Source organism: Helicobacter kayseriensis, assembly GCF_021300655.1.
GTDB lineage: Bacteria > Campylobacterota > Campylobacteria > Campylobacterales > Helicobacteraceae > Helicobacter_G > Helicobacter_G kayseriensis.
In genome coordinates this window covers 329322-342159 of record NZ_JAJTNB010000001.1, presented here as the reverse complement: position 1 = coordinate 342159, position 12838 = coordinate 329322, and the positions used below count along the sequence as shown (strand labels likewise).

12 protein-coding genes and 1 tRNA gene are annotated in these 12838 nt (G+C 39.0%); 8 read left to right on the top strand and 5 right to left on the bottom strand.

What is annotated here, in order from left to right:
* Nucleotides 1-26 precede the first annotated feature (26 nt).
* Complete coding sequence (locus LW137_RS01705) at nucleotides 27-998, top strand: hypothetical protein (RefSeq protein WP_233032694.1); 972 nt, start codon at nucleotides 27-29, stop codon at nucleotides 996-998.
* A gap of 13 nt (nucleotides 999-1011) precedes the next feature.
* Here the strand turns inward: LW137_RS01705 and LW137_RS01700 are convergent, their stop codons facing one another.
* Genes LW137_RS01700 through gap form a run of 5 tightly spaced genes read right to left on the bottom strand, consistent with a single transcriptional unit; the run spans nucleotide 1012 to nucleotide 6280 of the window.
* Nucleotides 1012-1731 carry a TerC family protein gene (locus tag LW137_RS01700; RefSeq protein WP_233032693.1) on the bottom strand — a complete coding sequence of 240 codons (720 nt, stop codon included), beginning with the start codon at nucleotides 1729-1731 and terminating at the stop codon, nucleotides 1012-1014.
* A gap of 51 nt (nucleotides 1732-1782) precedes the next feature.
* On the bottom strand, nucleotides 1783-2727 hold the full coding sequence (gene corA, locus LW137_RS01695; RefSeq protein ID WP_233032692.1) for a magnesium/cobalt transporter CorA: 945 nt from the start codon (nucleotides 2725-2727) through the stop codon (nucleotides 1783-1785).
* A gap of 8 nt (nucleotides 2728-2735) precedes the next feature.
* A complete protein-coding gene (locus LW137_RS01690; protein WP_233032691.1) occupies nucleotides 2736-3950 on the bottom strand; it encodes a phosphoglycerate kinase in 1215 nt (404 codons plus the stop codon).
* Nucleotides 3951-4001: 51 nt separating this feature from the next.
* Complete coding sequence (locus LW137_RS01685) at nucleotides 4002-5282, bottom strand: glucose-6-phosphate isomerase (protein WP_233032690.1); 1281 nt, start codon at nucleotides 5280-5282, stop codon at nucleotides 4002-4004.
* 8 nt (nucleotides 5283-5290) lie between these two features.
* Nucleotides 5291-6280: a type I glyceraldehyde-3-phosphate dehydrogenase gene (gap, locus tag LW137_RS01680; protein ID WP_233032689.1), complete on the bottom strand. Its 990-nt coding sequence runs from the start codon at nucleotides 6278-6280 to the stop codon at nucleotides 5291-5293.
* Between the two features lie 209 nt (nucleotides 6281-6489).
* On the opposite strand from gap, the gene LW137_RS01675 reads away from it, so the two are divergent.
* From LW137_RS01675 to LW137_RS01645, 7 genes are all read left to right on the top strand, one after another.
* The gene (locus LW137_RS01675; protein ID WP_233032688.1) at nucleotides 6490-6774 is read left to right on the top strand and encodes an HU family DNA-binding protein; all 285 of its coding nucleotides are present in this window, start codon (nucleotides 6490-6492) and stop codon (nucleotides 6772-6774) included.
* 26 nt (nucleotides 6775-6800) lie between these two features.
* Nucleotides 6801-6877, top strand: a tRNA-Arg gene (locus LW137_RS01670).
* Between the two features lie 241 nt (nucleotides 6878-7118).
* Nucleotides 7119-7943, top strand: a complete 825-nt coding sequence (locus LW137_RS01665) for a fumarate reductase cytochrome b subunit (RefSeq protein ID WP_233032687.1) — start codon at nucleotides 7119-7121, stop codon at nucleotides 7941-7943.
* Complete coding sequence (locus tag LW137_RS01660) at nucleotides 7943-9922, top strand: fumarate reductase flavoprotein subunit (RefSeq protein WP_233032686.1); 1980 nt, start codon at nucleotides 7943-7945, stop codon at nucleotides 9920-9922. Before LW137_RS01665 ends, LW137_RS01660 begins: the two co-directional genes overlap by 1 nt.
* The gene (locus LW137_RS01655; RefSeq protein WP_233032685.1) at nucleotides 9919-10647 is read left to right on the top strand and encodes a fumarate reductase iron-sulfur subunit; all 729 of its coding nucleotides are present in this window, start codon (nucleotides 9919-9921) and stop codon (nucleotides 10645-10647) included. Before LW137_RS01660 ends, LW137_RS01655 begins: the two co-directional genes overlap by 4 nt.
* A 90-nt stretch (nucleotides 10648-10737) precedes the next feature.
* Nucleotides 10738-11322: a restriction endonuclease subunit S gene (locus LW137_RS01650; protein ID WP_233032684.1), complete on the top strand. Its 585-nt coding sequence runs from the start codon at nucleotides 10738-10740 to the stop codon at nucleotides 11320-11322.
* Between the two features lie 2 nt (nucleotides 11323-11324).
* Nucleotides 11325-12815 carry a type I restriction-modification system subunit M gene (locus tag LW137_RS01645; RefSeq protein ID WP_233032683.1) on the top strand — a complete coding sequence of 497 codons (1491 nt, stop codon included), beginning with the start codon at nucleotides 11325-11327 and terminating at the stop codon, nucleotides 12813-12815.
* Nucleotides 12816-12838: the final 23 nt, after the last annotated feature.

Sequence of the window (12838 nt, the reverse complement as noted above, 5' to 3'; positions counted from 1 at the left end):
TTTTCTTTTATCTGGGACTTTGTATAATGGTCTTTGCTTCGGAAAATGAGATTCCTGATAAATATCCTCAAAAGCACTTTAATCTCAGTCCTAAACAACAAAAAATACTCCAAGAATCAATGCAACAAGTTGATGCTGAAAAACAAAAAGAGCAAAAAAAGAGCATCATCAAAGGCTCTACAGCTCTGGAAAATAAGCAATCACGACATCAAAAAGCCAAACAAGATACCGCACAATCAATGGATGTAGAGAATCCTTATGTGGGACTTACAGAGCAGACCACAGAAGCTCAGGAGAAAAAAGCACAGATTAGTTTTAAAAAGCAATGGATTTATGGCACAGCAGTGATCACAACCACTTTTTTGGATGGAAGCATTAAACGCAGTTATGGTGTTTTGCTCCGTGATGGGATGTTTGTCACATCTGCTAATATGGTATATGATAAAAATGTTTATGCAAGATCTAGTTATGCGATGATGCAAGATGATTCTTCTCTACCCTTTATTTGTGTGGCTAAGCTTTCAATCAAAGCACTTGATTTGCAGAAGGGATTGGCGATTTTGGAAACTTTAAACTACACTGATATGTATTGCAATGAGCGCCCAAAAAGCTTTTATCATGACAGAATTTATTCTAGCCATTGGGTTGATGTATTTAAACATCCCACTCAGAGCAATCCTGCGGTTGTATATGCTCCTTATATCACTCCACTCAACTCATTTGCAACAGAAAAAAATATCTTGCAAGAAAATCTAAAGCAAGTAGCACAAAAAGAAAGCAATGATTTTGAGGGCTATAAATATGCTTATGGTAAGGGATTTTATACTCACGATGGAAAGCTTTTGGGAATTGTTGGTGCGAGCAATGACAATGTTCCAAAACTCATTAGAGTGAAAGAGATTTCAGATTTTTTATGTGAGCTAAAGGAAAGAAAGATACTTAAAAACCCCTATTTGCAAGAGGCTTGCGCTCCTTCTAATGTAGAGGAATTGAAGTAGGAGGAGACTCTCCTTAAGAGGAGAGCTTAGAATTTTTGCGAATATAAATATTGAGAAGTTCAACTGCCAAAGAAAAGCCCATCGCAAAATAAACATAGGCTTTTGGCACCTCAATATCAAATCCGCTTAGAATGAGGACGATTCCAACCATAAATAAAAACGCAAGAGCAAGAGTTTTGATACTTGGATGAGTATCTACAAATTGAGCGATTGCTTTACTTGCAAAAAGCATTACGCCAACTGCAATAATAATGGCAATAATCATGATTTCTAAATCTTGCGCCATTCCCACTGCGGTGATGACAGAATCAAGGGAAAAAACAATATCTAAAATTGCAATTTGCACAAGTGTTGTCATAAACCCCTTGCTGGGTTTAGAATCTTGGTTTTCGTGATGGGGTTGCGTTTGCTCATAGATTTCTGTTGCACTTTTATAAAGAAGAAAGGCACCTCCAAGAATCAAAATAAGATCTCTCCCAGAAATCTCAATATTAAGCAGAGAAAAAAGAGGTTCTGTGAGTTTCATAATCCAAAAAAGTGAAGCCAAGAGGGCGATGCGAGAAAACATTGCCAAGGAGAGTCCAAAAATCCTTGCACGATCTCTTTGGTGTTGGGGTAGCTTATTGACAAGAATGGCAATAAAAATAATATTATCAATCCCTAAAACGATTTCTAAGGCTGTAAGGGTGATGAGGGTTAGCCAAGCTTCTGGTGAAAAAATCCATTCAAACATTGGATTTGCTCCTTTTGCAAAAATCAAAAGGGCGTATTCTATAATAAAAAGTTAGTGTAGCCATCCCTTTTTCTTGAAATACAGGATAGGGAATAATGTGGAGAGAATCATTAAAAAAATCGCAAGGGGATATCCAAACTCCCAATCAAGCTCAGGCATGACTTTGAAATTCATCCCATAAATTGTTCCAATCAAAGTAGGGGGCATCATCGCAACAGTTACAACGGTAAATAGCTTGATGATTTTGTTTTGTTCGATATTGATTTGGTTAGTGAGAAGCCCTTGGACATTATCAAGAGCGTTCATGCTTGTGTTGGCAAATTCGATGAGAGAATTGATGTCCTTAAGAATAATGACAAGATTTTTTTTGATCTCTGAAGAAGGGCGAATGCTTTTGAGCATCGCAGCAACAGACCTTCGCTTATCAAATAAAGAATCTCTAACGGTCATATTGAATTCTTGCAGTCTTGAAAGTTGATGCAAAACTTCATCATCCATTTCTTTATCAAAGATTTTTTTACGCAATGCTCTAGTGGAGCGTGCAAAGCCTTCTAGCATATCTGCATCTCTTTCAACGCGAATCTCTAAGATTTTGCTAAACAAATCAAAGCCGTCATTAAACATTTGAGGGTTGGCTAGCATAATGCGTTGCACATCATCAAAGACTCTCAAATCAGAGTATCTTACGGTAAATAAGATATCCTCATGCAAAATAAAAGTAATACTTTGGTTGTCAAAGCGCTTTTCATCCCTTAGAGGAATTAGGAAGTAGGTGTTAATTGTGATGGATTGAGAATCTTCCCAATATCTTGCACTCTCTTCAATTTCTTCTCGTTCTTCTTGTGTTGGAATCTCGATGTTGTAAATTTGCGCGATTTGACTAATCTCTTCAGTTGTAGGACGGAAAAGATCAATCCATAAAATACTATTGTGTTTTTTGTCATGAACATCTTGTTTGAGAATCGTAGATTGATTTGCTTTGATAAAGATGTCCATGCTTTCTCCTAATCTCTTTTGTCCAATACTTCAAAGGCTGGCAACACTTTTCCTTCTAGGAGTTCTAAGGAGGCTCCTCCACCTGTTGAGATAAAGCTCATATTGTCACGCTCTCCTGCCCTCTCAACTGCATCAGCTGTATCTCCACCACCTATCAAACTAAAAGCATAGGTATCAGAAATACTATGAGCAATGTTGAATGTGCCTCTTGAGAATTGAGAAATCTCATAAACTCCTAGAGGCCCATTCCAAACGATTGTCTGACTATCGCGAATGACTTGATTGAAAAGTTTTGTACTAGCAGGGCCAATATCAACAGCCATAAAATTCTCTGGGATGTCTTGTGCTGGAGTGATTTTGATTTCTTGGTGCGATTTAAGATCATCGGTTGAGACAACATCTACAGGAAGATAGACTTTTACCCCTTTTTCTTTCGCTTTTTGAAGGATTTTTCCTGCTTCTTGCACCAATTCACTCTCCACAAGAGATTTTTGCATATTAAACCCTTGGGCTTGTAAAAAGGTGTTACTCATAGCTCCACCAATAATAATCTTATCAACTAAGTCAAGAATGTTATTAAGGAGAGCAAGTTTAGAGCTAACTTTGCTTCCTCCTACGATAAGCAAGACGGGTTTGAGAGGATTGGTAAAGGCTTTTGCAAAAGAGTCAATTTCTTTTTTGAGAAGAAATCCAGCAACTTTATGAGGGACAAATTGGGCGATTCCATATGTGCTTGCATGTGCCCTGTGGCTTGTTCCAAAAGCATCATTGACATAAACATCACAAAGGCTTGCGAGTTCTTGAGCCAATTTTGGATCATTTTTCTCTTCTCCGGCATTAAAGCGAATATTTTCAAGCAGAATAATATGCCCATCTTTAAGAGTGGCTTGTATGCTTTTTGCAGTATCGATATCATCTGCAAAAACAACAGGTTTGCCCAAAAGTCTTTCGACTCTTTTTAATACATGTTTAAGGGAAAAGTCAGAATCTTTTCCTTTTGGACGACCAAGATGACTGACTAGTATGATGCTTTTTGCCTGACGGTCTATGCAGTAGTTAATTGTGGGGAGTGCTTCTCGTATCCGTGTGTCATCAGAGATATTGAATTCGTGATCCATTGGAACATTGAAATCGACCCGAATTAGAACTTTTTTGTCTTTAATATCGATATCTCTCACACTTTTTGCTTGTTGCATTAGTTCGATTCCAGCAACTTCTAACATCGCTATCTCCTTGTAACTTTAGGGTTTGGGTATTGTATCAAATCTTTGCTTCTAATGGTTTTTGGATTGGGATTCAAACATTTCCTTTAGGCGGATTTTTCCAAACTCAACTCCTGGCTGATTATAGGTATTGATATCTAAAACTTTTCCTACACAAGAGGTGAGGAGTTCAAAATAAATAATCAAAATCCCAACACTTTCCTCGCATAGATAATCTATGCGGATTTGATCTGTAGGAATTCCTTCATTTTGAATAGTTTGCATAGTCGCAATTTGTTGATAGTTGATGAGTTTGGCAAAAGAAGTGCGATTGACAAAGTTAGTGGATTCTAAAAATTCCATATCAATATCAGGGATTGTGGGCTCTGAATAGTTTTTGCGATTGATGTTTAAAAAGGTGACAGTTTTGTCCATGCTTCCTTGTGTGATGAGTTGGAGAAAAGAATGCTGGTCAATGCTTCCAATCAATGAGATTGGAGTGAGCCCGACTTTTTTCCCATAAGTGTCGATTTTCCCCAAGCTCTCAGCCCAAAGTTGGACATACCAAGCATTGAAATCTTTAAAAGAACTCGAATAAGAAAACAAGACATTTGTGTGATAGCGATCGCGACTTTTGGCTAGAAAAATTGCCTTTTTGATGAGATGATCTTCTTTGCGATGAAGAAAACTCATCATAAAATCTTTTGCTCCTTTTAAGATGAGGGAAGTATCATAACCCAAAATCATTAGAGGTAAGATTCCAACAGAACTCAAGACAGAAAAGCGTCCCCCTACATTTTTGGCGATATTAAGACAATGAATTTCGTGTTTTGATGCCCATTGGTGAAGGGGAGAGTATTCGTCGGTAATGACTGCTAAGTGTTTCTTGTGTTCTAAGAGTTGAAAACGATCTAAGACATATTTTGCCAATGAGCTTGTTTCAATAGTTGTTCCGGATTTAGAAACAATCAAGAAAAGAGAATTTTCTCTCTCAACATTTTGAAGTGTTTGGCAGATTTCAATTGGATCTGTATGTTCTAAAAATTTAAGTTTAATTTTTTTGCGACAAGGAAGGTGGCAGAGCATTGTATCAATAGCTTTTGTGCCAAGAGAGCTTCCACCTACCCCTATAATAATGAGATTTTTGATCTGGGAAAGAAAGTCTTGATGTTTTACAATATAGTCTTGAGAATCAATGATTGCCTTATCTTCAAAGGGAAGATTGTAGTATCCGCTTTTCCCTGCAATCTTTTCTTTGATAATCGCTTCATAGACATTATCTAGAGCTTCCTTGCTAGGATGAGGGATCGACTTTGAACCTGTGTGTTCAAAAAAACTTTCAAAAGCAACCATTGTCAAACCTAGTGCGTAAGCGCAAATACACTCATATCAACAAGTCTATGGCAATACCCCATTTCATTGTCATACCATGCCAAAATCTTAGCGTGAGTGCTTGTCGTCATAACGGTTTTATCAGCTACGATGATGGAGCTAAAAGTAGTGCCAATAAAATCACTTGAGACTCTTTTTTCCAAATCAACATCTAAGATCCCGCACATACTTTCTTGTTTTGCTTGCAAAAAGGTTTCATTGATTTCTTGTGCTGTTGTTTCTTTTGCAAGGTTGATGCTGAGATCCACCAAGCTTACATCTGGAGTTGGGACGCGAATAGCAAATCCATTGAGTTTTCCTTGTAAATGAGGGAGGACCAAACCAATTGCTTTTGCAGCTCCTGTGCTAGTAGGAATCATATTGAGTGCAGCAGCCCTTGCACGACGCAAGTCTTTATGCTTGACATCAAGAAGATTTTGATCATTTGTGTAGCTATGGATTGTGGTCATCAAACCATCAATGATTCCAAATTTTTCATCCAATACTTTGACAATAGGCGCTAAACAATTTGTTGTGCATGATGCATTTGAGATGATTGATTCTCCTTTATAGTCTAGATGATTGACACCATAGACAAAAGTAGGGGTTTGATCTGCTGGGGCAGAGATGATGACTTTTTGGATATCGTGATGAAGATGCGCTAGAGATTTTTCATAAGAGTTAAAAGCCCCTGTGCATTCAATTACTCCTTGGATTCCATATTTTTCAAATCCAATTTCTTGAGGGTTTCTTGAGCTTAAAATCTTGATATTTTTTGAATGTCCCATTGCAATCGTATGATCATCAACTTTTTCAACTTCAAAATAGCGATGCACAGAATCGTAGCGAAGGAGATGAATGAGTGTGTCGATATCTGTTGTTGTATTGATTGCTCCTAGTTCAATATCTTCTCTTGTAGAGATGATTCTGGCTGTGCAAAGTCCAATTCTTCCACTTCCATTGATTCCTACTTTTACCATTTGTATGACACTCCTTAAAAAATGTTGTTTGAAATCTAATCAAGTCTTGAGATTTTTAAAAAAATAATTTTAATTAAAAAAATCATCAAAAAGTGATTCCAAAAGCGTATTTTTGGACTTTTTGACTAATTAAACAAAAAAATATTTGCTAGAATAGCTCAATCTTTGGTTCCTGCAAAGATTATTTACACAAAATGCGGAGGTTCACGATGAACAAATCAGAATTTGTAGAGTTAGTAAAAGAAGTTGGTGAGTTTGAAACCAAAAAAGATGCTGAAAAAGCGATCAATGCGTTTGTAGCTGGTATCGAAGCGGCACTTGTTAAAAAAGAGAGCATTGAGCTTGTTGGTTTTGGAAAATTTGAAGCTGTAATGCAAAAAGGAAAAGAAGGAAAAGTTCCTGGAAGTAGCAAAACTTATAAGACAGCAGATAAATTTGTTCCAAAATTTAAGCCAGGAAAAAGTCTCAAAGATAGCGTAGCAAACGCTAAGTAATCAAGGAAACACAAAATAGGGGGGATGTCCTCATAGCTCAGCAGGATAGAGCATATGATTCCTAATCATAAGGTCGGGAGTTCGAACCTCTCTGGGGACACCATTTCATCTTTCGTATTCTTGTATCAATCGATTCTTTAAATTTTTTTAAATCTTCTTCCGAATTTCTATTGTGTAGTTACAGTGTATGACAAACAACGAGCAACTGATTACTAATCGTTACACTTCTTTTGTCTTATAGGTTTTTTTACTTTATTTCTTTTTCATTATCGAGCTTTTTTGGGAATGATTATCTCGTAGGCTAAAACAGGTCTCACGCAAAGGATTTTCAAAAAGGAGAGAAGATGTCTTTTGAACAAAAGATTTTGGAAAGTTACGCAGATGTAACAAGTGAACGAAAAAAGAGTCGTTTGCCTGCGCGACTTGATTGGTGGCAGAGTGCTACTGGATTGTTTTTGGGACTTTTTATGATTGCCCATATGTTTTTTGTGTCAAGTATTTTGATTAGTCCTAAGTTGTTTGATTGGATGATTGGAGTGGCAGAACTTGATTTTGTTTTTGGGCATCGTCAGCCAATCGTCACATCAATTATTGTTTTTATCGTATTAGTTGCTTTTGTGGTGCATGCATTTTTGGCATTGAGGAAATTCCCAATCAATTACAAGCAGTTTCTTAAAATGCGAACACATAAGAATCTTATGAAACACACAGATACAACCTATTGGTGGATACAGGCCATGACAGGGTTTGTTTTATTTTTCTTAGGAAGCGCACATTTGTTTGTCATTATGCTTTCTCCCAATAGTCCTGATGCGCTCAATGGGATTGGGTCTGTCGCATCTTCATTGCGTTTTGTTGAGCAGCACTTTTGGATTCTTTATCTCTTTTTGTTGATCGCTGTAGAGCTTCATGGAAGCATTGGGCTTTATCGCTTGGCAGTTAAATGGGGATGGTTTGATAAATGGGGAAAAACTCCAGAGGCGACAAGAAAGGTATTGCAAAAAGTCAAAACTGCAATGACTGTCTTTTTCTTGGTTCTTGGCTTTACAACATTTGGAGCTTATATCAAATACGGAATCCAAATTTCAAATTCAGAAGAAAGAATTCAAAGAATCAATCCTCACGAAGTGATTGATGAGTTAAATGCGGTAATTGTGGAGGTTGAGTAATGAAGATTGTTTATTCTGATGCATTGATTGTGGGTGGAGGATTGGCAGGTTTGAGGTCAGCGATTGGGTGTCGTCAATTAGGGCTTAGGACGATTGTTTTGAGCTTGATTCCTGTTAAAAGATCCCATTCGGCTGCGGCACAAGGAGGGATGCAAGCAAGTTTGGGAAATGCAACAAAGGCAAGAGGGGATAATGAAGATGTTCATTTTATGGATACAGTCAAAGGAAGTGATTGGGGATGTGATCAAAAAGTAGCAAGAATGTTTGCAGCAACCGCTCCCAAAGCGATTCGTGAGCTTGCTGCTTGGGGTGTGCCTTGGAATCGAGTTAAAGCCGGTGATCGCACCGCAATCATCAAGGGACAAAAAGAAACATTCAAAGAAGAAAAAGAAGCTCATGGACTTATCAATGCGCGTGATTTTGGTGGGACTAAAAAATGGAGGGCTTGCTTTACAGGTGATGCAACTGGACATTCTATGCTTTATGCTGTGGCAAATGAGGCGATCAAACTTGGAACAGAGATTTTGGATCGCAAAGAAATGATTGCAGTGATTCATCATGAGGGGAAATGCCACGGAGTAGTCGCAAGAGATTTAGTCAATGGGGAATTGATCGCTTATGTCGCCAAAGGAACTCTTGTCGCTACAGGTGGATATGGGCGTATTTATAAGAATACGACTAATGCTGTGATCTGTGATGGTGTGGCAGCAGGTGCTGTGCTTGAGACGGGGATTGCGCGTCTTGGAAATATGGAAGCTGTGCAATTTCACCCTACGCCAATTGTGCCAAGTGGGATTTTGCTCACTGAGGGATGCAGGGGAGATGGAGGGCTTTTGAGAGATGTAGATGGCCATGCATTTATGGCAGATTATGAGCCAGAAAAAAGGGACTTGGCAAGTCGAGATGTCGTCAGTCGAAGAATGCTAGAGCATATCAAAGCAGGAAAAGGGATCAAATCTCCTTATGGAGATCATTTGTGGCTTGATATTTCAATATTGGGAGCAGAGCATATTCACAAAAATCTTCGTGATGTTTGGGAGATCGCTTATTGCTTTAATGGAATCGATTTGACACAAAAGGGTGTTTATGCTCCAGTGCGTCCAATGCAACACTATAGTATGGGCGGGATTCGCACCAATCACAAAGGGGAAACTGCACTTAAGGGGCTTTTCTCCGCAGGTGAAGCAGCTTGTTGGGATATGCATGGATTCAATCGTCTTGGGGGAAATTCTGTGGCTGAAGCGGTTGTTGCGGGAATGGTTGTGGGAGATTATTTTGCAGAGCATTGTAAGAACTCTCAGGCAGAGATTTCAACAGAAGTGATTCAAAGTTTCTTGGATCGAGAGCAAGCAAAGCTTGAAGCTATTATTGCAAGAGATCAGGGAGAAAACCCCTTCAAACTCAAAGCACAAATGCAGGAGCTTGTGGAGGAATATATCGGGATTTTTAGGACAGAAGAGGGGCTTCAAAAGGCAGTTGATGGACTTGAGGAGCTTTGCAAGAGATCTAAAAACGTCGCGATTCGCTATAAAGAACTGAGTGCAAATCCTGAGCTTGAAGAAGCCTATCGGGTTCAAAAAATGATAAAAATCGCTCTTTGTGTAGCTAAGGGGGCTTTGGAGAGACGCGAAAGTCGTGGAGCTCATAGTCGTGAAGACTATCCAAAGCGAGATGATGTGAATTGGCTCAAAAGAACGCTTGCATATTGGAAAAATGAAAACGATACGATGCCGACATTGGAGTATGAGGATCTAGATATTATGGAGATGGAGATCGCTCCTGCATATCGTGGCTATGGACCACAAGGAATGATTATTGAAAATGAAAAATCAGCTATTCGAGCCAAAGAAATCGAGGAGATGACAGAAAAGCTTAAGGCTGAGGGCAAAAATCGTTGGGAGATTCAAGATGCGTTGATGCCATTTGAGCTACAAGAACGCTACAAAGCAAGAATTGAAAGAATTGGAGAGCCATTATGAGTAATCGAATCTTAACTTTTAAAATTTTCAAATACAATCCGCAAAGCGCGATTTCAAAACCTCATTTTGCTGAATATCAGATTGAGGAATTGGATTCTATGACGGTGTTTATCGCACTCAATCAGATCAGAGCTGAGCTTGATCAGGCTTTGAGCTTTGATTTTGTGTGTCGAGCAGGAATCTGTGGGAGCTGTGGAATGATGATCAATGGTCGCCCACGCCTTGCGTGCCGCACATTGACAAAAGAATTTGAGAGTGGGATCATTACTTTGATGCCACTTCCAGCGTTTAAGCTCATCAAAGATCTGTCTGTGGATACGGGGACTTGGTTTGAGGGAATGACAAAGAGGGTAGAAAGCTGGATACACAATAATCACAACAAAAATGTTGATTTGACGAAGTTTGAAGAAAGGATTGAGCCTGAAGTCGCTGAAGAGGTGTTTGAGCTTGATCGTTGCATTGAGTGTGGATGCTGTGTGGCAAGCTGTGGGACGAAGGTGATGAGAGATGACTTCATCGCTCCTGCAGGACTTAATCGTGTCGCACGATTCTATATCGATCCTCACGATGATCGAAGTGATGATGATTGGTTTGAATTGATTGGTGATGATAATGGAATCTTTGGCTGTATGTCGCTTCTTGCTTGTCAAGATGTCTGCCCCAAAGAACTTCCCCTCCAAACCAAAATCGCTTACTTGCGTCGCAAAATGGTGCAGTGTAAATAAACTTTATTGATTATCTGCATTACTCAATCGTAATGCAGATAAAAAATGATGACTTGTGTTAAAATACTTCAAAAACACACAAGGAATCTCTTGCGGACTCTTAAAGATATAGCACATATTCAAGTAGGACTAACACTTTCAAGGACAAGAGCAACTCTTACTAATCTAGAAAAATATCCCTACAGAAGCGTTTCTATCAATGCCTTTTGCGAAAATGGAATCACAATGCTTCAAGGATATGAAAACTCTTATCTTGCGTCAGAGCAGATCTCTAGCGAGCATTTAACGCAAGAGGGAGATGTCCTTGTGAGATTGAGAGATCCAATCAGATCGATTCATATCTCCAAAGCCGAGGAGGGTTTGTTGATCTCATCTTTGATTGCAGTGATTCGCCCAAATCCAAAGATTGTTTTGGGAAAATTTCTAGCTTTTTATCTCAACTCATCATTGCCTCAGGCTTTTTTCCAATCCAAAATCAAAGGCACTGCCATTGCGACGATCAAACTCTCCGATCTGAAAGATCTCAAAATCCCTCTCCCCTCTATAGAGAGACAAAAGACTATGATTGAGTGGATGCAAGAAAGTCAGAAGCAGATCTCTCTATTTGGCCAACTTATCGAGCAAAAACAGCAATTTCAACACCAAATCTTCAAATCATTATTATCAAAGGAGTGAAAATGTCAGTATCAAAAGAATCAATCAATGCAATCGTATGGAAAGCCTGCGATGGATTCCGTGGGAGTATGGATAGCTCCAAATACAAAGACTACATCCTTAGTATGCTTTTTGTCAAATACCTTTCAGATTTTTATAAAGAAAAATTACAAATCTTGCGCGATAAATACAATGGAGATGAAGAAAGGATCAAGCGAAGCTTGGCTAGAGAAAAATTCGTGCTTGATGAGAGTTGCACCTTTGAGTATTTGCTCCAAAACAAAGAGGCCAACAATCTAGGAGAGATCATCAACAAAGCTCTAGCCAAAATCGAAGAGGACAATCCTAGCAAGCTTGATGGAATCTTTCGCAATGTAGATTTCAATGACAAAAATCTCTTAGGAGAGGTCAAGGAAAGAAATGCGATCTTGAGAAATCTGCTTGAGGTTTTTGATGATGAAGATTTAGATCTCTCTCCTAGCAAAATTTCCCAAAGAGATGTGATCGGTGATGCTTATGAGTTTCTGATCTCAGAGTTTGCAAGCGATGCGGGCAAAAAAGGAGGAGAGTTTTTTACTCCTAGTGAGGTTTCTGCTCTTTTGGCTAAGCTTGTCAGTGCAAAAGAGGGAGATCGGATCTATGATCCAACTTGCGGATCAGGCTCTTTGCTGATCAAGGTGAGCAAAGAGGTGGGAAGTGAAAACTTCGCTATCTATGGACAAGAGAAAAACTCTCAAACCCATTCACTCTGCCGGATGAATATGTATCTGCACGAGATCAATGACGCCCAAATCGAGTGGGGTGATACGATCAGGAATCCTCTGCAAATCCAAAACGATGCACTAATGAAGTTTGATGTGATCGTGGCAAATCCTCCATTTTCGCTTGATCAATGGGGAGTTGAAGAAGCCAAAGATGACAGATGGAAGAGATTTGCAAGCTATCCACTTCCTCCTAAGAGCAATGGAGATTATGCTTTTATCTTGCATATGATTCACTCCCTTGCTCCTTATGGAAGAATGGGCGTTGTCTTGCCTCATGGTGTGTTATTTCGCGGAAGTAATGAGGGCAAGATCCGTAAGCAAATCATCGATGAAAACCTCCTTGATGCAGTGATCGGACTCCCTGCCAATCTTTTCTATGGCACTTCTATCCCTGCATGTATTTTGATTTTCAAAAAAGACAGGGAGGATCAAGATATTCTCTTCATTGATGCAAGCAAAGAGTTTCAAAAAGGCAAACGCCAAAACAAGCTCACAGAGGACAATATCAATAAGATTTTTACGACCTATCATCAGCGTCAAGAGATTGAGAAATACTCTCATATCGCGACCATTAAAGAGATCCAAGAAAATGATTGCAACCTCAATATCCCTCGCTATGTAGATACCTATGAAGAGGAGGAGGAAGTAGATATCCCCTCCACACTAGAGAAGATCAATCACCTCAATGAAGAAATCGCCAAAACGCAGAAAAAAATGGATGCCTATCTCAAAGAATTGGGGCTAGCGTGAAAGAGCTTTTCTCCATTTTAAGA